The following is a 23,310-nucleotide window of genomic DNA, read 5'->3' on the forward strand; positions in this document are numbered from 1 at the left end:
ACATTTTGCAACAAGACTTGCTTTTTATCTGACGAACGGGTTCTCGAGCTTTTCTTCCCCAATCGTCGTTTCCTGCCCATGCCCGGGCAAGACCAATACGTCTTCCGGCAATACGTACAGCTTCTCCCGGATCGAACGATAGAGCTGGTCTTGGTTGCCTCCGGGCAAATCCGTCCGCCCGACAGATCGGTGAAATAACGCGTCTCCGGCAAACAGCAGATCGCCGACAAGAAAGCTGACGCTTCCCGGCGAGTGTCCGGGGGTATGCTTCACATGGAAGGATTCTCCGATCAATTCCAGTACTTGACCATCCGATAGCAGATGCTCCGGCAAATCCGTCGTAATCGGCGGAGTCACGTCCGCCCAGCGGCTAGAGCCGTTTTTCCCCGCGTCGGTTAACCATTCTTTCTCTGCCGAGTGTATGTATACAGGGCAGCCGTACCTTTTCCGCAACGAATCCACTCCGCCGATATGATCGAAATGGGCATGCGTCAGCAGAATCGCTTCTACCTTCAATCCGTCCAACTTGCGCATCAATGCGCCGTCGGCCGTTCCCGGATCGATTACGATGGCATGCGTGCGTTCCGAGTTCACAACCACATATGCATTCGTCTGCAGCGCCCCTAGCGGGTATCTTTGAAAAGTCAGCATCGTATCGTTACCTTAAACTCCAGACAAAATATCGCGAATTTCCTGCAAAATGATCGTCTGATAGCCCGTGTCCTCTCCGTAGCGACGTCCCATCTCTTGTCTTGCGACCGCGATTTTCTCCTGATAGTCGGGAGCTTCCCGGTCCGGATTTTCCGCTTTGAAAGCATTCATGACTTCTTGTACGTGCTTCGGACGAGCGCCCCATTTGCCCAGCAAATGTCCCCCAGTATCCGTGAACAACACGACCGGAATCGCGCGGCCGCCCATTGTCAGGTGTTGGTCCATCAGATCCAGATGCTCCTCCATGATCAGTACTTCCGTCGGAATTCCCGCCTTCTCCATCGCTTGGAAAACGACGGGAACGTTGCGCACGACATCTCCGCACCAATCCGCGGCGATAATCAAACAACGCAAATCGTCGCGATTGTTCAAGGAATCGTAGAACTCCTCAAGCTCGGCATCGTTCCATTGAAATCGATCGTACCACGATTTGAAGGTATCTTGATTTTTGGTCATGCCCTCTACGAACTGACGCGGCGATAACCCCTTATGTAATTTGCTTGCTATCAATTGGCTCATTCTTATATCCCCTCTCTCGTTCGGTCTTATTGTTCATTTTAGATGGTTTTGCCTCTTCTGCGCAAATATTGGAACAGGAAGAAGGCTACTAACAGGGCAATAGCGATCAAAATGATCGGTTGAACATAAGGAGCCGCCTTATCGTCTATTTTCTCCCAATTCTCGCCCAAGGACGAGCCCAGCCATACGAACAGGATCGACCATGGAATCGAAGCGAGCAGCGTCAACCATGTAAATTGCCATAGGTTCATTCGCGCCATGCCGGCCGGAATGGATACCACTTGCCGCATGATGGGAACAAAACGTCCCGTGAACACGATAATGGGGCCGTACTTGGCGAACCATCTCTCCGCGATATCGATATGCTTTGACTTTAAGTGTAAGTACTTTCCGAACTTGTCCAGGAACGGCCTGCCTCCATAGCGGCCGATCGCGTAGAGCAGCCACTGCTGTAAAAGGGCCCCGATGGTGCCGCAAATGACGGCGACCGGGAACGAGATGACGTCTTGGAATACGAGATAACCCGCATAACCAAGCACGATTTCGCTCGGAATGACCTCGATGGCTAGACCGATGATAATGCCCCAATACCCTAAACTCTCGATCCATACGAGAATCTGGGCCAACCAATCGTGCAACGTATCCATCATAGCTCAAACCTGCTTTCCCCATAAGATCGTTTCTATTCTAGCACAACGCGAAGAGGTTCTTCCAGTTATACGAAGCTCTCAACTTTTCGTCGGAGGCTTGTCATGACCGGACGGGCCCACGCATACACTGCGATAGGTGGACTAAGTTGAAGAGGAGAGAGCGGAATGAGCAAAATCGTTATCCTTAACAGGAAAAAGATTCAGTTGTACACGGTTATCGCGGCTGTCGTCATTTTGGCCGGCGCTTACATCGGCTGGCAGCAAACCAAACCGGCGTTGGCTCCCGCGGGAGAAACCCCTCAGGTTCTTCAGATTGTGACGGGGGAATTCACTGCCATGTTGGACAACGGCAAGAAGATCGAGTCCTACCAATTCAGCCCTAGCTCGGTCTACGCGAAGAAAGGCCAACCGGTCGAGCTTCGTATTTCCGGAGTCAATGGCCAATCGCACCCCTTCGTCATCGAAGGCTTAGACATTACCGGGACTATCAACAAAGGGAAAACGACGATCGTCAAGTTCACGCCGAAGGACGCCGGGGTCTACTCCATCATCTGCCAAACGCACGACGATCCGAAAACAAGCGGACCGATGGTCGGTTATCTTGTCGTCCAATAGCGTGCTGTGACCTGATCTTTCTTCCATGCATAGGGTATGGGAAGAGAGGTTTGGTGAAGCCTGATGAAGATGTTTCAAGAAAAGCATTCATCCCCGCTCCCTACCCCAAGGACCATTCGCAGGGCTTGCGGCAACGAGTTGTATCGAACCGTCAAACGGTTAAAACTGCATATACCCGCTGCCCTGGTACAGCAGGCGGAAGAGATTTACGTCAAGCGGGTTATCGGGAACCTGATGTGGATCGTAGAAAACCGGAGCAACCGCAAGCTGCTGGCGGATTGGTGGGACGAGGAAATCAGCGAGGAAATCGCTCAGTTATGGAGCGTAGACAGGACCAAGCTCATGCGCGCGTTCCGCGACGCGTTCGGAGGCTGAATAACCCCACTTCCTTGTAAGAGCGCATTGAAAAAGGAGACTCCAGAAACAGGTCTCCTTTTTTGCGTTTCTTGTTAAGTTAGCCGATAACAGCGAAAGTTTCCACGCCTGCCGGAATGAAGCGCGTGCGGAACAAAACGCCGTTTCTGTTAAACAGTCTCAACGTGAACGAAACGTTAGTTAAGGTACCGACGTTATTAAAACGGACGACGCCGAACCGATCGAAGTTAGCCGTGGAGACGAGGATGCCGCCGCGAGACAAACGTGCGAAAAATCCCGTCGTATTGAAAGGTACACCGTTATTCTGCACCCAAACGACGGTTAAGCGATTAAAGGTTGGTTCATTGCTTGTACCGAAGGAACGCGACGATATTTTCGAACGAATGATGCGAGATTTCTTGGAATCCCCTAGCAGGGGTTTCGGACGTTGAACAGCCATAAGATCACTCCTTTGCCACTTTTGCTTCAATGTATGTGGCAGAAGAGCTTGTCATCACGGACAGACTCCCAACGTCTCGTCCATTTATTCATATATCCTCGGATGCCTCGCCGATATCGGTCCCGCTTAGGATATGAATATGCTCTCTAACAGGTTGCTCGCCTCTTCCTTCCAGTTCTCGTCGCCCTCCTCAATGATTTCACGCAAAAGGACGCTCGCTTCTTCGTTCCGCGATAGGACTAGCAAGCATTTCGCCGCATGAAACTTCGCGGCGTTGGTCATGCCGAACTGCTTCCCATTGGCGGGATGAGGCATCTCTTCAACCTTGCGGGTTAGCTCGTTATAACTTTCATAGAATGAGACGGCCGCTTCTGCGGCCTCGCGAGCCTGCGCGGCGTCGCCTTCCGCTTGGCGTCTCTCCGCCAAGCTAGCCATGGCCGCGATCGCGGAGGTTTGCCCCTCGCGGCCGAAGCGCTCGAGCCGCAACGCCTCGCGCAAGCGATCGCGCGCTTGCGCAACATCTCCCAGCTCGGCATAGACAATGCCGAGCCGCAAGAACAGCGGCGGGGCCTGCGGGTCATACCGCAGCCCCGCCTCAAGCAGGCTCGCTCGCTCCTGCAATGGCAGGAGCGCCGCGAGCTCCAGGCGAATCCGCGACCACGCCGGATTCGCGTCAAGCGCCGCGCGCAGCTTAGCTGCTTGCGCGGCTGGCGACGCCGCCGATGCGGCGGCTTCGCGGGCACTTGCGGCGGCATGCGATCGCCACGCCGCCCAGAGCCCTGCCGCTGCGATGCAGATAAGCAGCAGCGCGAGAGCTTGGCGGCCGATCGGCCGCCGCCTAATCCGGCCGCTCCGAACAACTTTCTCCCCATCTCGATTGTCCTCGCCTGTCAGCTTCCTCTCCCCATAATGGATGTCCCCGCTTGTCTGCTTCCTCTCCCCATCCCGAGGAGAAGCATGCAACGTAAACCAAGCAATCAGGAGCAACCATACGTAGCCGTAAGACCAATCGAAATCGATGGCCGCATGCGCCGCCAATACCGCGGCCGGTGCAATCGCCGTCTTCTCGTTCTTCCACAACTTTAACGTATACGCAGCAAGCATGAACAAAAGCATCGCTAATCCCGCGATGCCCGTATCCAACAGAATCTCGAGATATCCGCTATGGACTTCGTTGCCAACATAGGGCTGGCTTTGATAAAAGCCGAACAACGCCCTCCAGCTTTCTCCTCCGAACCCGAACAAGGGAGAATCCTTGAACATCTCCCACGCGTCCAAGTAAAACAGCTTGCGTGAAGTGACCGTGCCATAATGGCCGGTAATCCGTTCCCCCGCGCTGCCGAAAGCGACCCATCCGGCGACCGCGATTCCCGTAATCGCGATCGGCCAAGGAAGAAAGGCATTCCAATTGACCGCGCGAGCAACAGGCTTCCCATCATTCTTAATATTCCAATGTCGGTGAAGCAAGAAAAGCACGATCCCACCCGCAAATACGCACAACAAGGCTATCCACCAATTGCCGTCAGCGTATAAACCGCCGCTTCCCGTTGCTCCAACCTCTTCCGAAGAATGCATAGTGTTCCAAGCTGCTTTAGCCAGCAGCGCCGCGCCTGCAGCGGTAATACCGGAAACCGCCAACAGCTTCTTTCGATCCGAGCGCCGTTGCAAGAAATAGGCTAGGCCGATTCCCAGCAACAAAGCGAATATGGCTCCCCTCGACTCCGTGAGAAGAAGCGCCGCACCGTAAGGAATAGCGGTTGCAGAAGCGAGTCCGTATCGTTCCGGCCGCCCCTTCTCCTCCGACCAAGCTTGAAGCTGCATCAATAGAAATGCGGCAAGCAATGCTCCGTAAGCGTTCGGATACTGTAGAAACCCGGCTAAGCGCGCTCCCGTTGCGGATAATTGCGCATCGTTAAACCTAAGCACGATATCCGTGAAGGCAGTCCAGCCGAACCAGCCCGCCCACCCTCCGATGAGCAGCAACGCCCCGGATGCCTGTATGGCAAGCCAACCCAATGATCGGCTTCTCTCGCTTTTCCACGTTGCCCATAGAAGTAAAGACCAGGAGCCGTAAGCGATCCATCTCAGCATCGAATCTATCGTTCCTTTTACGGAAACCGGATCCATCCATAAATGCAGCGCATACCATCCGAATAGACCGAAAGGCATCAACGTCCATGCCGGGATACGTAAGCTTTTACCTACTCCCAAATGGAAGATAAGCCAACAGATCGTTCCGGCGTAAAGGAAAGACTCGACGTCATAGAAATCCCTATCGTAAAACAATCCGAAACGATAGGCGGACAAACCAAGAATAGCCGCTGCCGCGAGGCTTAGAAGCAACGGTATAGCGAATCTATTCGACACAGACCTAAGCAATTTCGCCCCCCCTTGATTCCGCTAAAGATCGTTTCAAACAAAAACAGGCCTTTCACGGGCCTGCATACATATCCTATTATTCGCCTGAGCTCATCCGATTAAAGCTTCGTTTCTGGGTTATTTCCCGTCTGGCTTGAGCATTCATCTCCACCTGTTGCCGTAGAATCAACGCCCGCAGCGGACGAAGCATTCCCGGCTCCAATACGCGCATTATGGCTCCGCAACGCATCTCGTCGTCCTCCTGCCTCTCCCGACGAACGATCTCAAGCTCGCATTTAAGTCCGATTCCGATCTCGATTCTGGCTGCGAGTCGGGATTGGGGGGCGAAATGGTGGGCATCTTGGCCGGAGAGATTGATGCCGGATATGCTGATGTCGTGTACCGTTAGTACAGATGGACTCTCAAGCTCGATTTCTTCGCCCCATTCATTGAGCACGCTTAAGATTTGCGCAGTACCCGCGATCTCAACGCGAGGATTCTCGCGTCTCTCGGTGAACCGCTTGCGAAGTTCCGGCGGTTGGAGTACTGCAATTGCACCTTCGTATTTCGCGAATACAACCGAAGCCATAGATTGTCTGCCGGCCGGGGAGTATATCGTAAGCTTTACCGCCTCCCCTAACTCGAACTGCTCGAACTCATGCAGCTCTACTTCGAAGAGTTCCCCTTCCACGTGGGTCATGAATCCGGTCGTAACGAAATTCTTGCCTTCGACGACGGTTCGGCAGTGCAGCAGCACATTTAGCGGAAGCAGATCTTTTTCCAATTCGGCCATTTGCTTTTTGTTATCTCCGACTTGTGCCATTCCCGCCAAACCACCTTTCTATAATCCTATTAAAAAAGGCAGCTTCGTAGGAAGCAGCCCGCCTTATGAATCCCCTAGGGACCTTCGGCAGCTAGGCTGTCATCGTTCGTGAGAACATTAGACCCTGTGGCTTTGCGTCCTTGCCTTTCAGCAAGTTTGCCTTTTATCGAAACCTGTCATTCTATTGGATAGATTGTATCATAGTTCGGGAGAGGGCGTAAGCTCTTTATCGAGCCATGACGACGCGGTTCCTGCCTCCGTCCTTCGCTTTGTACAGAGCGGAATCCGCTCCGGAGAACACTTCGCGCAAATATTCCTTCGGATCGTCAAAGTTTAAGTCCTCGCTCGATTCCGAGAGAACGCCCATGCTGATCGTGACGCGAACTCTCTCCGAGCCTGCGTCTACCCAGTTTTCCCCAACCGCAAGCATGATTCTCTCCGCCAGCAGTTCCGCCTGTTCGCGGTTGGTATGAGGCAGGTAGATCGTGAATTCTTCGCCGCCGTATCTCGCCAAAATATCGGTTCTGCGAAGCTTCGTTCGTACGATATCGGCAGTGCTCCGGATGACCTCATCGCCGACGAGATGTCCGAATCTATCGTTAATTTGCTTAAAATGATCGATATCGAATAGGAAGATAGCGAAGGGAATCTGGTATCTCATGTTAAGGAGCACTTCATGCTCCAATTGCTGCATGAGATATCTTCGATTGAAACAACCGGTGAGGCCGTCCGTAACGGCCATTTGCTCGAGCTTCTGATTGACCCGGAACAGTTCCTCCTGGATCGTGATCAATTCCAGGTTGCGTTCATGCAGCGCTTCGTTCTTACGGTTCATCTCTACGACCAGCTTGCGAAGTTCCGTAACGTCATGGAACGTTATGATGCGTCCAAGCAGGGTCTTGCGATTGTCAAGAACAGGCGAAATTTGAATAGAGACGTGACGTCCGGCGCTTTCATGCAAGGAAAACTCCATCTGCATTTTCTCGTAAGGATGATGGTTGTAACGGTATAAGAACTCGTATACTTCCCCTTGCGCTTGAAGCGGGGCCAGCAACTTCTCCATCTCGAAGTTTTCCCCTTTGACCGATTGGACGAATGGGGACGCGGCTCTATTCACTTCTAGAACCTTGCCGTTCTCGTCTACCACGATAATCCCGGTAGTCATATGCTCGAAGATATCGCGTTGGGCCATGCTTAGAATATCGAACATTCCGAACCGATAGATGGCGATGACGAAGCATACGTCGGAGAGCAAGATCCCAAGTGCCAGCAAGCCGGGTATAACGGGAAGCCATTGAGCGAGCAGCACGTTGATCAGCACGTCCAGCAACCCGAAACCGGTCAAAACGAACATTCCGATTAAAGCGGTTGCGAGCTGTTTTCTCTGGTTAACGGAGCTGACCGTCTTAAGCGAATGAAACATATTCATTAACGCGGTAAAAAAATAAGCGAACTGAATGAGCACGAGCATCCAGAACAGAGGTCCGTAAAGGCGATTTAAGTAGTTACCCGAGATCGGGGACATGAATAGTTCATTAGGATTCCATAAAGCGCCGACCACGCACAATGCGGCTGGCAATATGTATACCAATAACCGGCCTGCTTTTAACTGGGCGGCCCGGCCCGTGAGGAAAAAGACGAATATGAGCCAGCCTGGTCCGAGCATCCCCATGGCTACGAACGACATATTAATGAACAATAACTGAATTTCCGGGAAATCCGTCATCTTGATCGCGAATTGGCCAAGCGGCCAAAGCATCATGATAAAGTGAAAAGCCAAATACACTTTATGCGTCTGGGTTATTCTATTAAAAGCGATTACGCTAACGAATAAAATAAATAGAAGGACAAAAAGCGTAAAATCCGTCCACTGGTATCCCAAAGACATTCACCTTTTCACGGAAGGCATTAGTTAAAGAAATGGATATGCATGTTGATTTTACCATATTGCCGCTTTTTTCGACAACCATATAACGGTCATATCACATAAATTTATTCAATTTTTAAGAAAAATTAAGGACTTTTTTACCTATTTTTTGTGACTTTAGTTGTACTCATTCCAGCATTTTTTCCATATATGGGGAGACTCCCAGAAAATCCCTAAAACATTTATACTCTTGCATAAGTTCACCGGTGTCGGTTTTGCCAGCTTTGACCGCGCGTATGAGAATGTTCTTCGGCGTGTGCTCCAAATCGATGAACTCTAGCAACTGCGTGCGATACCCCGCAATCTCCAACAAATTGGCGCGAACCGCGTCCGTCACCAAAGCGGAAAAACGCTCCTTTAGTATTCCATGCTTCAATAGCGGCTTGAGCGCAGGTTGAGCCAATTGGCGGAAGAGCTCATGTTGGCAGCAGGGAACCGACAAAATCACGCTTGCCTCCCATCCGATCGCCTTAAGCAACGCCGCATCGGTTGCCGTATCGCAAGCGTGCAACGTGACGACCATATCAACCGAAGAGTCGCCGTCATAGTCGGAAATATCTCCGACGGAGAACGACAGCTCGTCCCATTGCAATTTCGCCGCCAGCCTGGAGCAGGCATCAATGACATCTTGCTTAAGATCGAGGCCGATTATGCGTACCGGCAGCTTCTCTTTAATCGCTAACAGGTGATATAACGCGAAGGTTAAATAAGATTTGCCGCAACCGAAGTCGATGATGGTCAATTGCTTGTCTCTCGGAAGTTCGGGAATGACATCGGATACCATCTCAAGAAAACGGTTAATCTGCCGAAACTTATCGTACTTCGCCTTTACGACCCGGCCTTCCGCGGTCATGACGCCAAGAGCAATTAAGAAGGGAACGGGTTCTCCGTCCGGAAGGACGTAAGCTTTGTTGCGATTATGCTCCTGCGGTACTGCCTCCCTCTTCGCAGCCGTCGTCCGGGCGACCAACGACAAGGCCCCTTTCTTGTTAGCCAGCACTTGAACGTCGGCATCCGGCGTCTTGAACAAGACTTGTTTATATCGGTCCATCGCCGATTGAAGCTGCTCCTTCAGTTGATCGGGGGCAACATTCTCGTGAAATACTTTATTGCTCTGATAGCGCTCGAATTGATAGAATAACCCGCTCTTGAGCTTGATCGGGCGAACGGTCAACTTCCGCGCCGTATCGTCGTCCTTGCGGCGTGGCGAGCTGAACGAAGCTTGAATAAGCCGCCCCTCCGCCACGATTTCCTCCAGGAATGCCAGCCATTCCTGCGATTGAGCATTGCCGTTCATCCCGCATTCTCCTTCATCAGAGCGCCCCATTGCCGGCGCCCTTCTTCCATTTCGTCCCGCGGCAATCCGCCTGCTTCCAATTCGGCAACTCCGTATGCGGATAACCTTTCATAGAATGCATGGCCTTCCTCGGCGTTAATTTTCCCCGCTTCAGCCAACTCGTACAACATGTTCTCCGCTTCGGCGAGCTTTCCGTCACCTTCGAACCAAGGCCACAAAACCCGTTTCGTATCGCTGTCCAACTCATAAGGCGTTAACGCAGCCAATAATTCGTTTATGCTCCGCCGAACGTCCCAACCCTCTATTTCCATATCGTTTCTTATTAGGTATAGATTTAATCTTAACGCCTTCGCATATCGAGGTATGCTCTCATCTTCCTGTCCCAGATCAGCAAGCAGCTCAGCCTCTTGTTGCAGGAACGCAGCCACGACCGTCACGGACTCCGCGTTCGGATTTCCCGTTACAGAGAGCATGGACAATAGATCCTCATCGGACAGACCCATGGCCAGGCGCGAACGCAAGCGCAGCTCTTTTCCGAGATATTCGTCTACGAGCTCCAACGCCTCTCTTTGCTTCTGTTGCTCCCGCAGTTGTTGCGCTCTCCCTAGAATGAGGCCCGCTTGCGTCAATAACCGGACCAGATAATCCCGTTCAAACACTTCCGCTCCCCCGATTCCGTTCCAAGAATTCCGCGATGCCTGTTGCGAAGGCTTGAGAATCTTCCATCATGCCCATATGGGCAACGCCGGCCAATGTCACGGCCGCGACATTGCTTTTAGATACGGGGAATCTTTTCTCAGGCGGAATCACTTCGTCGAGCTCGCCGGCGAGGAGAAGGATCGGAATATCGAGCTGCTCGAGAACGGATACGCGATCCGGACGATCCTTCATGCCGAGCGCGCAGCCTATCGCCCCCTCGGCTGATGTGCCGTAACCGATCTCTTTCGCTTCGCTCAGCTTTTCAGGCATGCTTTCCCTATGTTCGGGTGCGAACAGCTTCGGAATAAGGCCATCCACGAACGGAACGACCCCTTGCGTTCCGATCGCTTCGGCCGCTTTCAAGCGATTGGCTTGCGCTTGCTCGCTGTCCGGAAAAGCGGTCGAATGCACCAAGCCAAGCGCAAGCAGCCTGTCGGGATATTTTTCCGCGAAAGCTAACGCGATGTATCCTCCCAAGGAATGACCGAATAGATTCACTTGAGGAAGCTTAAGCTCATCCAGCAGCGCGGCTAGATCATCCGCCAATTGTTCCATCGTATATACGCCTTCGCCGGCAGACGATTGACCATGCCCGCGCAAATCCACGGCGATGACCCGTCCATGGGATTCTATAGACGGAAGTACTTCGTCCCAATACCGATGGCTTCCGCAATAACCGTGAAGAAGGACGATCGGCTCGCCGCTCCCCTCATCCCGGTAAGCTATTGTCGTACCTGAAGAAAGCTTGATTTTGATCAAATGCAACTCATCCCTTCTAGATTTTAGATATGATGCCAATGCTGCCGCTGATAGCGCCTGATATTTCTTTGGCCATTCCCATGACGTGATACAGCGAGGTGGATTGCAACGTCCAATAAGGCTTCATGCTAACGGCGTTCACAACGCCGGCAATGCTATATGCCCCGATGGCCGGGAATTTCCGGTTAACGGACTGAGCGGGTACCAGCGGCCCGTTCGACACTAGATAGGCTCCGATGTTCTCAGGGCGCCCCAGACATGCGTCCACTGCTATAATTGTACCCAGATCCGTTAAAGCGGGCAAAAGCTGCGGCTTTATCCGCGTCGCAAGGCTCCCGCAAAGTCCCGATAACTCTGGTGAAGCCTTTCTCTTCGAGCATCGTGCCTACCCAAGGACCAAGACTGTCGCCGGTCGAACGGTCCGTTCCTATGCACAAGAAAGTTAACTCATCCTTGGAATGTTTAGCTGCGATTCCGCTCATGAAGGTCAACAATCCGGCTGCGTCGACACGCTCGGCTGCTGGCGAATTCCGTTCTAACATGGGAATTGGACCCTCCTCAGGTTGCTCGGAATATTCCGGCCTCTTTCACTCAGGTTACCATTCCCGCATGCGGAATGCCAATGAAGACGCTGGGCAATTCTTTTCGAGCGGTCAATCCCCTACTATGTTACAATAACAGCATTGCATCCCTATATCCCGCAAGAGAGGAAGATCGCCATGGACTTAAACCAACCGACGCAAGAAAACGTTGAATATATGATCGAGGCCATCAAAACCAAGCTCCGGATGGCAACTGGAGCCGCAATGCAAGCTTCCAGCTTCACGAGCGATAAGTATGAGGACCTCAAGGACATTTACGACATGGTGAACTCCAAGGACAGATTCAGCATTAGCGAGGTCGAAGCGCTGGTGTCCGAGCTTGGCAAGTTGCGGTCATAGTCTTGAAAAGGGGGTTGTCTCTCGTCAGGCCATGTTAGTTTGAGACAGCTCCTTTACGATATGTCAGTTACGGACTAGGAATTGCGCTGGTACCGTATATTCCGTAAACCGCTGCTAGCGGAACCCGACAATGCCCCTTTGTCTCCGGCTTCAACTCAGACATCATAGCGCAAACAACCCGTCTCACGATGTCCGTGGGCGGGTTATTAATTTTAATAACGCTGCTTATGCTTTAACGTGAGGTTGCAACAGGGATACCGCTTCCTCATTAGCCTTATTCCGCAAATCCAATCCTCTTACCAATTTCCACTTTTCCACGTGTTCTACGGTCGCGCCGGATTCGACTTCTTCAAACTCTCCAAGCGTCTCCAGCTCTAGCATGAGGCTATTGGTATACAGCTCGAACGAAACTCCGAAATCAGGGTAGGTTCCCCCGGCGGCCGGCTCATAGCTCTTGATGAAGGTGTCCCCGTGATTGCTGTAGGCTGCCCATCCCTCTTCGTTGTCGCTTCCGAACTTATACGGCGTCGGTCCTTCTCCCTGGTCCACGATCAATTCGGACTCGGTGAAAGAGACTCGAGAATCGTTCAGTCGACTATAGGGCCACAAAATGAACCGACGGTTCGGCAGCATGCCGGTATCCGTGGCGGTCATCGGAACGACGGCTCTTCCTCCCGCGCTCATGACGGACAACGCCCAAGGCGCGAAAGATATCGGCCAAGCTCCGTTATTCGTTACGCGGTGAACGACATTAATACCCGATCCGGACGGATCGAGATGAATCTCGATTTCTTTCGCGATCTGATTCCAGCGCTCCTGCGCCGAGCGCAATACGATCGCGTTGTCGCCAAGCTGTTCCCATTCAACGGGCTCGTTATCCGGATAAGTCGTGCGCGGAACCCTCTCCGGGCTTGTCCATAACCGATGACCGCCATAGATATTCCAGCTTCCCCCGCCAACCGGTGCGAAGGCTTCGCCTCCTTGCCGGATCTCGCCGTCGCTGTCCTCGAAGAACAAATTCGTTCCTCCCGGAGACGATAGATGAATGATTCGGGGACCGAAATCCAATGTAGCAAGCAGCTCCACGCTGCCGTTGCGCATGGAAACGCAGCGTCCCCATTTGTTATGTTTTGTATTTTCTATCGAGATCGATGCCATAATCCTCTTCCCCCTCTACGATAGGAAATATCCTTACTCGCGATTAGACGAGAGCCGACTCCGTCAGGAACCGACGGAACGCCGCTCTTCCGCTTTCCGTCCCTTTGTACACTCCCGCATCCTGCAACACCGCGTAGAACTTGTCTCCGACGTCTGCCTGCAAGAGCAATTGAACGGCTTCGTCCGATCCGTCCGTACCGTAGAGATCGACAAGCGTCCAGATCCAATCCGCGTGTTTGTTCAAATGGTGATCTATCGAAGCGATCGCAGTTTCGTCGTAAGGAGTTCGCCCGGTAAGAATATCCGCGATCTGCCCGAGCTCAACCTGCAGTCGTCCAGGCAATACCGCCAAGCCCATAACTTCGATTAATCCGATGTTTTCCTTCTTAATGTGATGAAGCTCTTGATGAGGATGGAAAATGCCGTCCGGATGGTTGGCGTTCGTACGGTTGTTGCGAAGCACCAGATCCAGCTCGTAATCCCCGTTATCCTTAAACCTGGCGATCGGCGTTATCGTGTTGTGTTCGACGCGACTGCCACCTTTCTCGCTGAACGCGAGAATATCCGCGGACGGGTCGCTATACCCGCGCCACTTGGCCAGTACATCGGCAGCCACATCAAGGATCGCTTGACGATTGCCGGAGCGCAGGCGCAGCACGGACATCGGCCATTCGACGATTCCGACCGTTACCTCCGGCCGATTAGAGCAGTTCAGCCATTCGAGGACGGGAGCCGTCTCCATAGGGAAAACATGGCGACCGGCTTGGAAGTGATCGTGGTTCAGGATCGAACCGCCCACGATCGGCAGATCCGCGTTGGACCCGATAAAATAATGCGGGAATTGCTCGACGAAATCCAACAACCGCTCGAACGTGGCCGGGGATATTTTCATCGGGATATGCTCGCCGCAGAAAACGATGCTATGCTCGTTATAGTAAACGTAAGGGGAATACTGAAAGAACCATGCTTCTTTTTTCAACAATAGCGGCAATATACGCAGGTTCTGTCTGGCAGGATGGTCCAGCCGGCCTGCATATCCTACGTTTTCCTTGCACAATAAGCATTTCGGATAGCTGATCCTCGTTATCGTTTTGAGCAACGCGATCTCCCTCGGGTCCTTCTCGGGCTTGGACAGGTTGACCGTGATCTCGAGCTCGCCGTTCGGGGTGCGATGCTTCCAATAGCCATTCTTCTTGATGCGGTCCATGCGAATATAATTCGAATCGATGTTCAGCTTATAGAACCAATCCGTAGCTCGGGCAATCCCTTGCTCTGCGACCATCCGTTGAAACTGCCTCTGGGTTTCTGATGGCCTTGGCATTATCAGTCCCATGATCCGTGCGTCGAAGAGGTCGCGATACGTCAAAGTGTCATCCGGTATCAAACCCTTTGCGATAGCCGCAACGAGCAAAGGGTCGAGCAGCGGAACCGGACTTTCCGGAAGATCGCCCGAATCCACGGCAGCCCCCTCGGCCGGCTCCTCCAAACCGAATAGATCCAGAAGGGAATTTCGTGCCATATCCCTATCCAAAGTTTCAATAAGCCCGTTATGAAGACCAAACGCGACCAGCTTCTCGATAGCCAACGCCAGCGATTGATCGGATATGCTCGACGGGATTGATGATGAGTCCTTCATGCCTGTGCCTCCCATTTACTTCTCGTAGCCATTCGGATGCGAACGATGCCAATCCCATGCGCTAGTAACGATATCCTCCAGCTTCTCGCGTTTAGGCGACCATCCGAGTTCGTTGCGCGCGCGTTGAGAGGAAGCGATAAGCACGGCCGGATCGCCGGCGCGGCGAGGCTCGATCTTCGCCGAAATCGAATGTCCCGTCACTTTCCGGGATACTTCGATCACTTGCTTGACGGAGTAGCCGTTACCGCTGCCTAGATTGTAGATTGCGCTTTCTCCCCCTTTACGCAACCGCTCCAAAGCAAGGATATGGGCATCCGCTAAGTCGCTTACGTGAATGTAATCGCGAATGCATGTGCCATCCTCCGTCGCGTAATCGTCCCCGAAAACGGAGATCTGCTCGCGTTGCCCGAGCGCGACTTGCAGGACGAGCGGTACGAGATGCGTCTCCGGTTGGTGATCCTCTCCGATCCGTCCGGACGCATGAGCTCCGGCCGCGTTGAAATACCGAAGCGATACGAACTTGATTCCGTGGGCGACTTCGAACCAACGAATCATTTTCTCCATCGCCAGCTTCGTTTCTCCATAAGTGTTCGTTGGAAGGGTTCGGTCGTACTCGTCGATCGGCACCCGTTCCGGTTCGCCATAAGTGGCCGCCGTCGAGGAGAACACGATGCGCGATACGCCCGCCTTCTGCATCTGCTCTAATAAACACAAAGTACCATAGACGTTATTGTGATAGTATTTGCCCGGGTCTTTCATGCTTTCGCCTACCAGGGAATTTGCCGCGAAATGAATGACTCCGTCGATGTCGTTCTCTTGAAATACTTTGCCCAGAAAATCCGCGTCCCGCAAATCGCCCTCGTACAGCTTTCCACCGAGAACCGCGTCTCTATGCCCTTGGTACAAATTATCCACGATGACGACTTCTTCGCCCTTTTCCAGCAAAGCCGCGACCGCATGGGAACCGATATATCCCGCCCCGCCCGTTACGAGTACTGCCATGGTTTACGCCTCCCCTTCGATTTCGCTAACGCCGTCGCCGATATTGCACACATAGAATGCAGGTTGCAGGCCGGTCGCCGCTTCATACTTGCTTCCTACTTCCGCAATGAATCTTTCCACGGAATCTTGGTGAACCAGCGAAACCGTGCAACCTCCGAACCCTGCGCCTGTCATCCGCGAACCGAGAACGCCAGGTATGGAACGCGCGGCGTCGACCATCGTATCCAGTTCAATTCCCGTTACTTCGTATAAATCGCGGAGAGAATCATGAGATGCGTTCATAAGCTTGCCGAAAGCCGCCAAATCGTTATTCTTCAATACTTCCATCGATCGCGATACGCGGCTGATTTCTTCCACGACGTGGCGCGCGCGGCGACGTACGGTCTCATCCTTAATCAAGCGTTCGTTAGCTTGATACTGCTCCAAAGTCAATTGGCCGAGCAGCGTCAGCTCCGGGAAAGCTTGTTTTAAATCCTGCACCGCTTGCTCGCATTGGGATCGGCGTTCGTTGTATTTCGAATCCACGAGCCCGCGGCGTTTGTTGGTATTGCCGATGACCAGCTTGTACTCTCCGGATTGGAAAGGAACGAGCTCGTATTTCAACGTATCGCAATCGAGCAAAATGGCATGGTCTTTACGTCCGTTCGCAACCGCGAATTGGTCCATGATGCCGCTCTTGACGCCGATGAATTCATTCTCCGCATGCTGGGACCAGAGGGCGATCTTTACCGTGTCCGTCGGTTTGCCTTCCATCGTAAGCAGGGCGAATGCCGTAACGACTTCTATCGAAGCCGACGAGGATAGTCCGGCACCGTTCGGAATTTCGCCGTGGAAAAGCATGTTATAACCCTGGCTCAGTTGAATGTCCCTTAGCGCCAGCTCCCATACGACGCCTTTCGGATAATTCGCCCAATCGTCCTCCTTGGAGAAAACGATGTTATCAAGCGAAACTTCTTTGGTTGCGGGGAAATTCGTCGAAACAAATCCGAGCTTCCGATCGTTCCTCGGAGCGATGAGCAGCGTGGTGCCGAAAGTTAGCGCCGCCGGGAAAACGAAACCGCCGTTATAATCCGTATGCTCTCCGATCAGATTGACTCGGCCTGGCGCTTGAAACGCCTTGATATCGGCTTCGTTGCCGCCGAACTGTTGAATGAACTTCCGTTTCAACTCTGTTAGCTGTGCCATCTAAAAAGTCATCTCTCCTTGGAATGATGTGATTTGATCCCATTATACCGAATAAACCGATTGATACGAAATGGCTTGATATGCTTTCGATATGGAGAAATGTGACTTTTAAAGGATAAGAAGCCGTCGTTCATGATACAATGGAACTAATCCCAATTTCCAAGATGAGGAAGGAGACTGCCCTGTCGACCATGAGCAGAAACCCCACTTACCGCGTCGTATCTAACCCGATCGGCTTTCATGCCCGAGAATTAACCGTGCTGTTCGCGGGGGAAAGCCAAACAAGGCCCCTGCATCGAATAGGGCCCAAAGTCGTGGATTATTATTTGCTGCATCATATCGTTTCCGGTAAAGGGTTATTCCGTACGGGAGAATTCGAAGCCAGGCTGACGGCGGGAGACAGCTTCCTTATCCATCCCGGGCAGCTATTCCACTATGTATCGGATGAGGAAGAGCCTTGGCGGTATCGTTGGGTTGCCTTCGCAGGCACGCAATCAGAGGCGTTGATCGCGGAAACGGGACTAGGCATTTACAAACCCGTCGTCCATTCCGGTGGGAACCGAGCTCCAGGGGAACGCTGCCGTTCTATTTTCGAAGCGTTTCGCGATCGCGGCAGTTCCGCTTCGCTGGCGGCTTCGGGCCATTTGCATCTCCTGTTCGCGAGTCTGCACGAGGCTGCCGCCGAGGCAACGCCATCCCCGCTTCGCCCGGATTCTCATAGCGAGGAGCTAGTGCAGCAAATGATCGGTTATTTATCCACTCAATACGCGGAACCCGTAACCATCGAAGGAATGGCGGAGACGCTCGGCTATAACCGCGCTTATCTTTCCCGCTTATTCAAGCAACGCACAAGCTTATCGCCCGTCACTTTTCTTACGAAGCTGCGGGTAGATCACGGCCGGCGCTTGCTGAGGGAGCGACCGGAGCTTACCGTCGAACAGATCGCTTCGTCCGTCGGCTTCCAGGACGCTCTCTACTTCTCCAAGCAATTCCGCCGATGGTACGATCAGTCTCCGACGGAATACCGTATCGAAGCGGGGAAATCCTTAAAATAACTAAAATTTGAAAACCGGATCCCATCGGCCCGCGATTTCCTTCGCGTCGTTGAGGAATTCCGTCGGGAACGTCGCTTCAAGCTTCAGCTTCGTCTCTTCCGATATTCCCCCGATCCTCGCCAGGATGGCTTTCACGATATGCGGCCAGGCAATCTCCGTCCCGTCGGTAACCGCTATAGATACGCCCAACTGTTCCTTTTTCAATCCGAACGCGAACACGCCATGCGCCCCGCTCTTGGCAACGACGTTCGGATCTTCCAGCAATAGGCTGGCTAGGCGGCGGCGTCCCTCGACAAGCTGCGGATATAAGTTCATAGCTCGTGTGATCTTGGTGGCCGCCATAGCCGCTTCGCTGTCTTTGGCAAATTCGGGACTCGCCAGCCTGCCGTAAACGAGCCCTAACCGCCATAAAGGCATTGCCGCGACAGGAAATCCGCATCCGTCTTTCCCGATCGTGACCTGCTCGCCTTCCGCTTCCGCCCATAGCTTAATCCGACGAAGAATTTCCTGCTGGGCGGGGTGATCCGGGCGGATATAACCCTCCAGCGGCCAACCCTTCATCTTGCTCCAAGTGAGCACGCCCAGATGCTTACCTGCGCAAGTATGAAACAGCTTCCTCGGCTTTCCTCCCGAAGCGACATACTCGTCTCTCACCTGCCGTCCAACCGGTAACGTCGGCTGGATAGCAAGCAGTTCCTCGTCCAATCCGGTCATGCTCAGCAGTTCCTCAAGAGCCGCAATCTGCTTCTTGCTGCCCCTGTGGGAAGCAGCCAACAATGCCAGATGGCGGTCTTCGTAGCCATAGGCTTCCGCGGCTCCTTCCAGCAATGAAGCGATCGCCTGTACAGGCTTAGCTGTCGAACGCACGTATGCGGGCTCAACCGCGTCTCCGCATGAATGCAATAGCTTTCCATCGATCGCGGATACGACGCTGATCCGTCCGCGGTGGACATTTTCCGTCTGCCCGCCTCTATTCATGGTGATTAGCGGGACGTCTTTAGGTAGGATTGAATGCATACTTCGTAACTCCTTTTCGTTTAACCCCGGTGACCTGCGCCAATCTTATCCTCTTCCCGCAACCGTTCCCTGGAGGCATCTCCCTCATCCGAGAAGTTGATCGCCTCCGAAACCAAGTATAGCGGACGTCCCTTCGATTCCTCGTAGGTCCGACCGATGTACTCTCCCAGTACGCCAAGCAGCGATAAGGTGATGCCGTTGAATAACAGGTTAATCGCGATCAGAGAAGTCCAGCCTTGAGTGGTGGTATCGGTGAAAAAGCGCTGGTACAGTACGACGAATAAATAGACGAATCCGGCCGCCGACAGCACGAAACCGAGAACGCTGGCAATTTTGAGCGGTTTGGTGGAGAAAGAAGTCATCGCGTCGAGCGACAGTCGAATCATTTTGCGAAGCGGATACTTGGTCTCGCCGGCAAACCGCTCTTCTCGCACGTAGTCGACGGAAGTCTGCTTAAAGCCCGCCCAACTGACCATGCCCCGGATAAATCGGCTGCGTTCCCGCATCGAAGTCAGCGCGTCGCACACCTTGCGGTCCATCAGCCGAAAATCCCCCGTATCTACGGGAATATTCACCGAAGTCATCGTGCGCAGCAATCTGTAGAACATCGCCGCCGTCATTTTCTTGAACCACGATTCTCCCTTGCGCTCGATCCGCTTACCGTACACAACGTCATAACCTTCGCGCCAACGGGCTACCATATCGAGAATAAGCTCCGGAGGATCCTGAAGATCCGCGTCGATTAGAACGACGGTCCTTCCGCTTGAATGGTCCATCCCGGCGGTAACCGCGATTTGATGCCCGAAATTACGGGAAAACTCAATCAACTTCACGGTCGGGTCTGCCTTGCACATTCCTCGCACGATATCGGAGGTTCCGTCCCGGCTGCCGTCGTTCACGAACACGATTTCATACGTTTCTCCAAGAGTATCTAAAACCACCTTCAACCGGCGGTAAGTCACTTCGATAACCTCTTCCTCGTTGTACATCGGAACGACAACGGAAAGAAAACATGTTTTGTGCACGAACAATCCTCCCTTCTAGAAGCCCCAGCTAGGCATCCATCTGATAAACACGTTCATCCATATGCGGCTTATGGTCATACCTGTATAGATCGGGTAGAACAAGACGAATAATGCAGCGGCCACTCCAATGGTTGCGTAAGTAATCTGTCGCCCGCCATAGTAGCTCCGTTCCTCGAACCAGCGAAGCATCCATACGATGGACAAGATAAGTAACGGAACCATCGGAAAATAATGATAAAGGAACGTAATGCTTCTCGGCGCGACCATCCATGGGATATAAAAGGAAAGATAACCGACGGCCAACGTCAATACGATGCGGTCCCTGCGTCGTAATCCGAGCCACCAGGAAGCGAGCATCGCGAGCAAGCCTCCCCACCAGACGAGGGGATTGCCGATCGCGGCGATGCTTTGCGCGTCGCCCTTCTCCAAATCTTTGCCGCCGTAATACCAGACCGGCCTCATCATGAGAGGCCACGTATACCACTTGGAAGCGTAAGGATGCTTTTCTTTAACGCCTTTGTGGTAATGGTACATATTTTGCTGATATTGCCACAGGTCTTTGTAGCTGTCATCGGCTTTGGTCGCTTTAATATAAGGTTCGTAGGAAGCCGTATAAACCCCAACGGGTACTGCAACGAATAAAATAACGCATGCCGCGAGCGTTAGGATAATACGCCGTACAAAGTCGAAGTCGCCGTCCATCCGTCCTTCCCGCAAGCGTCTAATGAACGCGAAGATAAGCAAGATCGCGAGTCCGGCTCCTCCGTAAAGATAATTCCACTTGACCGCGGCGGCGCAGCCGAAGAAAAAGCCGCTAAGAGCGAGATATCCTAAGCTTCGCTTAAACCCTCCATTGCGCCAAGCGGTCTCGCCGTAACGATACATGAAGTAGAACATGAGGATCGTAAAGGTAACGCCGATAATATCCACGTTCGCGGATCTCGAATGAACCAGATGGAATCCTTCGAGGACGAGCAATAGCGCCGCAAGGAAGGCATATCTTGTCCGTTGGAACATCCCTTTGGCTGCGGCATAGAAGATCGGCACCATTAAAGTTCCGACTACCGCGGCCATGAAACGCCACCCGTAAGGCGTCATATCGAACATCTTTATGCCGATTGCGAGGATTACTTTGCCTAGCGGCGGATGCGTATTCTCATAAGGCTCCATTAGTTCGATGAATTCATACGCGGTGCGGCCGTGATAGATTTCATCGAAATACATCCCGTTGCGGTAATCCGGTCGGTAAGGCGCCCATTCCTGCTCATCGAAAACCTCAAGTCCCGTTCCTTCTGAGTTTAGCGAATTGTCGGCACCCGACTGAACGTCCATAACCGTAATCGGAACGGTTATTCCCTTTGTATAGAACACGGCCTCGTATAGACGGTATCCCGTTTGCTCGGTCGTAAATCGCATGTATCGCGCTTTGACCGTTTTGTCTTCAAGCTTCCAGGTGAACACCCGGTTCGTTTTGTGTTCGACCTTTAGGTAGGGTTCCCAATTTTGGCCATCTTGCGATGATTCGATATTCGTTTTGCCTTTCGCTCCCGGACCCTCGTATAAATTCAACCGATTTACCGTTCTTAGCTCGCCGAAATCAACGGTAAAATGGTCCCCCGCCTTGTCCGGCTTCCAGAACGTTTGCGGAGCCGTACGATTTCCAAGATCGGTCAACGACAAGATTGCGGAAATTAGGGTAAGTAAAAGAACTAATACGATATCAAGCCGGGTCCACCGCCGACCCTCCCGGTTACGCACGGAAACTGATCCCCATTGAACCGGACCGGATCTGGCCGCCTTATTTAAATCCATGTCCGTCCTCGCTTTCGCCTTGTTGTCCATTTTTTCCTGTTCCTATTGTAGTCCAAAGCGCTACCCCATGGAAAGAGTGCGTTTCATTTTGCGCTGGACGGGTAATTGAATAACAAGGACGAAATGAATAAAGAGGAGGAAATACAAATGTCTGAAACTCGCGGAACTTTAAAAGGTGCTTTGATCGGCGGAGTAATCGGAGCAACGGCAGCATTGCTGCTAGCGCCGAAATCGGGACGCGAACTGCGCGGAGACATTCGCGACCGTTACGCGTCCGCGCAGGATCGCGCGAAACAAATACTGACTGATGCCGGCGTCAAAACTCAGGAGCTAGCCAGACAAGCAGGACAACACGCTTCAGGCGTGATGGATAAAACGCGTTCCGCGATATCCACGGCCAAGGAAGAAGTGCAGTCTTGGAAAGACGAAGTCAAATCCGAATCCAAAGATGCCGCCAAACCGGAACAGAAATTCAACTAACCTACATTCCTCTTTTCCGTAAGAACAACATGCCGCTCCGGCCTTCGCTTGCCAGTTCGCTCCAAGTCGCCGGAGGCCGGCTTATGTTGATTATGAAAGGAGAATGAACGTGAAATCCAAACAGCTGATGTTAATAACCGGCCCCGCACTTAGGATCAAGGAAGCTCTATCCCAAGCGGGGTTCATTCGCGATTTCGTCCATCAATCGACTTTCAGAACGGAATTGGACGCTTCGGATGGTGTGTACGTTTACCAAATTCCCTACGAGGAATTGGACGGCACTCTTACTCTGGATGGCGAAACCGCGTTCTTCGATGGTATTTCCGATAGCGAAGTGCCCGATGAAATCCAAGCAGCCGCCCTGGACAAATGGTATGCTCTCCGCACCCGCATTAGCAATGCCGAATCGCAGATGTACTCTCCGGATCGCGGGGATCGCAGGCCGTCGGCGCCCATTCCTTCAAGATCCGTCGAAACCGCCAAGAACGGCTCTATGGTGCAGGATTTCGCTGACATGAAGCGGCTCGGCCGGGATATGGACCGGATTAAAACCGAGCAGCAGCTTCAAGAGGTAGGGTTAGTGAACGACCCGATACAATATTAGACGTTCTGCTTCTAGCAGGGGTTGCGCCGAAGGTGCATCCCCTTTCGGTTTGGGTAACTCAATCTGCAATGCATTTACAGTTACATCAACTATATCCGCAATTCCTGCTCCTGCCGCTACGCGACCCGTTGGTGCACCCAACTTCAATCGTAACGGCAATTCCTGCCGCTACGCGACCCGTTGGTGCACCCAACTCCAATCGTAACGGCAATTCCTGCCGCTA

General features: G+C 52.7%; 25 protein-coding genes and 1 riboswitch. Of the genes, 6 read left to right on the forward strand and 19 right to left on the reverse strand.

The window, feature by feature from the left end; all coding sequences use genetic code 11:
* Positions 1-24 precede the first annotated feature (24 nt).
* From E2980_RS12720 to uptA, 3 genes are read right to left on the reverse strand one after another with little or no spacing between them, the layout of a single operon-like run.
* Positions 25-651, reverse strand: coding sequence for an MBL fold metallo-hydrolase (locus E2980_RS12720; protein ID WP_135152555.1), 627 nt, complete (start codon positions 649-651; stop codon positions 25-27).
* 12 nt (positions 652-663) lie between these two features.
* Complete coding sequence (locus tag E2980_RS12725) at positions 664-1,230, reverse strand: thioredoxin family protein (protein WP_135152556.1); 567 nt, start codon at positions 1,228-1,230, stop codon at positions 664-666.
* A gap of 38 nt (positions 1,231-1,268) precedes the next feature.
* Complete coding sequence (uptA, locus tag E2980_RS12730) at positions 1,269-1,880, reverse strand: undecaprenyl phosphate transporter UptA (protein ID WP_135152557.1); 612 nt, start codon at positions 1,878-1,880, stop codon at positions 1,269-1,271.
* Between the two features lie 165 nt (positions 1,881-2,045).
* Between uptA and E2980_RS12735 the strand changes: the two genes are divergently transcribed.
* Complete coding sequence (locus tag E2980_RS12735; protein ID WP_135152558.1) at positions 2,046-2,495, forward strand: cupredoxin domain-containing protein; 450 nt, start codon at positions 2,046-2,048, stop codon at positions 2,493-2,495.
* A gap of 63 nt (positions 2,496-2,558) precedes the next feature.
* Positions 2,559-2,870 carry a dehydrogenase gene (locus E2980_RS12740; RefSeq protein ID WP_135152559.1) on the forward strand — a complete coding sequence of 104 codons (312 nt, stop codon included), beginning with the start codon at positions 2,559-2,561 and terminating at the stop codon, positions 2,868-2,870.
* A gap of 79 nt (positions 2,871-2,949) precedes the next feature.
* On the opposite strand, the gene E2980_RS12745 is transcribed toward E2980_RS12740, so the two are convergent.
* The 9 genes from E2980_RS12745 to E2980_RS24935 form a co-directional block, all read right to left on the reverse strand.
* Complete coding sequence (locus E2980_RS12745) at positions 2,950-3,309, reverse strand: hypothetical protein (protein ID WP_135152560.1); 360 nt, start codon at positions 3,307-3,309, stop codon at positions 2,950-2,952.
* Positions 3,310-3,435: 126 nt separating this feature from the next.
* On the reverse strand, positions 3,436-5,688 hold the full coding sequence (locus E2980_RS12750; RefSeq protein ID WP_167747106.1) for an O-antigen ligase family protein: 2,253 nt from the start codon (positions 5,686-5,688) through the stop codon (positions 3,436-3,438).
* Positions 5,689-5,764: 76 nt separating this feature from the next.
* Positions 5,765-6,490: a PilZ domain-containing protein gene (locus E2980_RS12755; protein WP_135152562.1), complete on the reverse strand. Its 726-nt coding sequence runs from the start codon at positions 6,488-6,490 to the stop codon at positions 5,765-5,767.
* Positions 6,491-6,573: 83 nt separating this feature from the next.
* Positions 6,574-6,661, reverse strand: a riboswitch (cyclic di-GMP riboswitch).
* Positions 6,662-6,716: 55 nt separating this feature from the next.
* On the reverse strand, positions 6,717-8,372 hold the full coding sequence (locus E2980_RS12760; RefSeq protein WP_240703016.1) for a histidine kinase N-terminal 7TM domain-containing diguanylate cyclase: 1,656 nt from the start codon (positions 8,370-8,372) through the stop codon (positions 6,717-6,719).
* Between the two features lie 172 nt (positions 8,373-8,544).
* Positions 8,545-9,714, reverse strand: a complete 1,170-nt coding sequence (locus E2980_RS12765) for a class I SAM-dependent methyltransferase (protein WP_135152564.1) — start codon at positions 9,712-9,714, stop codon at positions 8,545-8,547.
* On the reverse strand, positions 9,711-10,373 hold the full coding sequence (locus E2980_RS12770; RefSeq protein ID WP_135152565.1) for a DUF6483 family protein: 663 nt from the start codon (positions 10,371-10,373) through the stop codon (positions 9,711-9,713). The genes E2980_RS12765 and E2980_RS12770 overlap by 4 nt, the downstream gene beginning before the upstream one ends.
* Positions 10,366-11,178, reverse strand: a complete 813-nt coding sequence (locus tag E2980_RS12775) for an alpha/beta fold hydrolase (RefSeq protein ID WP_240703017.1) — start codon at positions 11,176-11,178, stop codon at positions 10,366-10,368. The genes E2980_RS12770 and E2980_RS12775 overlap by 8 nt, the downstream gene beginning before the upstream one ends.
* Positions 11,179-11,188: 10 nt before the next feature.
* Positions 11,189-11,395 carry a DUF1256 domain-containing protein gene (locus E2980_RS24930; protein WP_276322274.1) on the reverse strand — a complete coding sequence of 69 codons (207 nt, stop codon included), beginning with the start codon at positions 11,393-11,395 and terminating at the stop codon, positions 11,189-11,191.
* Between the two features lie 19 nt (positions 11,396-11,414).
* Positions 11,415-11,714, reverse strand: coding sequence for a DUF1256 domain-containing protein (locus E2980_RS24935; protein WP_276322275.1), 300 nt, complete (start codon positions 11,712-11,714; stop codon positions 11,415-11,417).
* Between the two features lie 177 nt (positions 11,715-11,891).
* Between E2980_RS24935 and E2980_RS12785 the strand changes: the two genes are divergently transcribed.
* Positions 11,892-12,113, forward strand: a complete 222-nt coding sequence (locus E2980_RS12785) for a DUF1128 domain-containing protein (RefSeq protein ID WP_135152566.1) — start codon at positions 11,892-11,894, stop codon at positions 12,111-12,113.
* A 225-nt stretch (positions 12,114-12,338) separates the two neighbouring features.
* Here the strand turns inward: E2980_RS12785 and E2980_RS12790 are convergent, their stop codons facing one another.
* Genes E2980_RS12790 through E2980_RS12805 form a run of 4 tightly spaced genes read right to left on the reverse strand, consistent with a single transcriptional unit; the run spans position 12,339 to position 17,094 of the window.
* Entirely contained in the window at positions 12,339-13,271 is a 933-nt protein-coding gene (locus E2980_RS12790; protein WP_135152567.1) for a hypothetical protein, read from the reverse strand.
* Between the two features lie 43 nt (positions 13,272-13,314).
* Positions 13,315-14,907, reverse strand: a complete 1,593-nt coding sequence (locus E2980_RS12795; RefSeq protein ID WP_135152568.1) for a UDP-glucose--hexose-1-phosphate uridylyltransferase — start codon at positions 14,905-14,907, stop codon at positions 13,315-13,317.
* Positions 14,908-14,922: 15 nt separating this feature from the next.
* Positions 14,923-15,909: a UDP-glucose 4-epimerase GalE gene (gene galE / locus E2980_RS12800; protein ID WP_135152569.1), complete on the reverse strand. Its 987-nt coding sequence runs from the start codon at positions 15,907-15,909 to the stop codon at positions 14,923-14,925.
* A 3-nt stretch (positions 15,910-15,912) separates the two neighbouring features.
* On the reverse strand, positions 15,913-17,094 hold the full coding sequence (locus E2980_RS12805) for a galactokinase (protein ID WP_135152570.1): 1,182 nt from the start codon (positions 17,092-17,094) through the stop codon (positions 15,913-15,915).
* Positions 17,095-17,285: 191 nt separating this feature from the next.
* On the opposite strand from E2980_RS12805, the gene E2980_RS12810 reads away from it, so the two are divergent.
* Positions 17,286-18,149: an AraC family transcriptional regulator gene (locus tag E2980_RS12810; RefSeq protein WP_135152634.1), complete on the forward strand. Its 864-nt coding sequence runs from the start codon at positions 17,286-17,288 to the stop codon at positions 18,147-18,149.
* Here the strand turns inward: E2980_RS12810 and E2980_RS12815 are convergent, their stop codons facing one another.
* Genes E2980_RS12815 through E2980_RS12825 form a run of 3 tightly spaced genes read right to left on the reverse strand, consistent with a single transcriptional unit; the run spans position 18,150 to position 22,033 of the window.
* Positions 18,150-19,166 (reverse strand): asparaginase, encoded by a 1,017-nt coding sequence (locus tag E2980_RS12815; protein ID WP_135152571.1) that lies wholly within the window; start codon positions 19,164-19,166, stop codon positions 18,150-18,152.
* Positions 19,167-19,186: 20 nt separating this feature from the next.
* Entirely contained in the window at positions 19,187-20,191 is a 1,005-nt protein-coding gene (locus tag E2980_RS12820; RefSeq protein WP_205699969.1) for a glycosyltransferase family 2 protein, read from the reverse strand.
* A 15-nt stretch (positions 20,192-20,206) separates the two neighbouring features.
* Positions 20,207-22,033, reverse strand: a complete 1,827-nt coding sequence (locus tag E2980_RS12825) for a glycosyltransferase family 39 protein (protein ID WP_135152572.1) — start codon at positions 22,031-22,033, stop codon at positions 20,207-20,209.
* Between the two features lie 117 nt (positions 22,034-22,150).
* Between E2980_RS12825 and E2980_RS12830 the strand changes: the two genes are divergently transcribed.
* Positions 22,151-22,483: a YtxH domain-containing protein gene (locus tag E2980_RS12830; protein ID WP_167747107.1), complete on the forward strand. Its 333-nt coding sequence runs from the start codon at positions 22,151-22,153 to the stop codon at positions 22,481-22,483.
* Positions 22,484-22,592: 109 nt separating this feature from the next.
* Entirely contained in the window at positions 22,593-23,087 is a 495-nt protein-coding gene (locus E2980_RS12835; RefSeq protein ID WP_135152574.1) for a hypothetical protein, read from the forward strand.
* Positions 23,088-23,310 lie beyond the last annotated feature (223 nt).

Origin of the sequence: Cohnella luojiensis, assembly GCF_004564235.1 — a bacterium.
GTDB classification, from domain to species: Bacteria; Bacillota; Bacilli; order Paenibacillales; family Paenibacillaceae; genus Cohnella; species Cohnella luojiensis.

Coding starts and splice junctions, on each gene's coding strand:
- E2980_RS12720 (WP_135152555.1), bottom strand. CDS start 651: ATGCTGACTTTTCAAAGATACCCGCTAGGGGCGCTGCAGACGAATGCA.
- E2980_RS12725 (WP_135152556.1), bottom strand. CDS start 1,230: ATGAGCCAATTGATAGCAAGCAAATTACATAAGGGGTTATCGCCGCGT.
- uptA (WP_135152557.1), bottom strand. CDS start 1,880: ATGATGGATACGTTGCACGATTGGTTGGCCCAGATTCTCGTATGGATC.
- E2980_RS12735 (WP_135152558.1), top strand. CDS start 2,046: ATGAGCAAAATCGTTATCCTTAACAGGAAAAAGATTCAGTTGTACACG.
- E2980_RS12740 (WP_135152559.1), top strand. CDS start 2,559: ATGAAGATGTTTCAAGAAAAGCATTCATCCCCGCTCCCTACCCCAAGG.
- E2980_RS12745 (WP_135152560.1), bottom strand. CDS start 3,309: ATGGCTGTTCAACGTCCGAAACCCCTGCTAGGGGATTCCAAGAAATCT.
- E2980_RS12755 (WP_135152562.1), bottom strand. CDS start 6,490: ATGGCACAAGTCGGAGATAACAAAAAGCAAATGGCCGAATTGGAAAAA.
- E2980_RS12765 (WP_135152564.1), bottom strand. CDS start 9,714: ATGAACGGCAATGCTCAATCGCAGGAATGGCTGGCATTCCTGGAGGAA.
- E2980_RS24935 (WP_276322275.1), bottom strand. CDS start 11,714: ATGTTAGAACGGAATTCGCCAGCAGCCGAGCGTGTCGACGCAGCCGGA.
- E2980_RS12785 (WP_135152566.1), top strand. CDS start 11,892: ATGGACTTAAACCAACCGACGCAAGAAAACGTTGAATATATGATCGAG.
- E2980_RS12790 (WP_135152567.1), bottom strand. CDS start 13,271: ATGGCATCGATCTCGATAGAAAATACAAAACATAACAAATGGGGACGC.
- E2980_RS12795 (WP_135152568.1), bottom strand. CDS start 14,907: ATGAAGGACTCATCATCAATCCCGTCGAGCATATCCGATCAATCGCTG.
- galE (WP_135152569.1), bottom strand. CDS start 15,909: ATGGCAGTACTCGTAACGGGCGGGGCGGGATATATCGGTTCCCATGCG.
- E2980_RS12805 (WP_135152570.1), bottom strand. CDS start 17,094: ATGGCACAGCTAACAGAGTTGAAACGGAAGTTCATTCAACAGTTCGGC.
- E2980_RS12810 (WP_135152634.1), top strand. CDS start 17,286: ATGAGCAGAAACCCCACTTACCGCGTCGTATCTAACCCGATCGGCTTT.
- E2980_RS12815 (WP_135152571.1), bottom strand. CDS start 19,166: ATGCATTCAATCCTACCTAAAGACGTCCCGCTAATCACCATGAATAGA.
- E2980_RS12825 (WP_135152572.1), bottom strand. CDS start 22,033: ATGGACAACAAGGCGAAAGCGAGGACGGACATGGATTTAAATAAGGCG.
- E2980_RS12830 (WP_167747107.1), top strand. CDS start 22,151: ATGTCTGAAACTCGCGGAACTTTAAAAGGTGCTTTGATCGGCGGAGTA.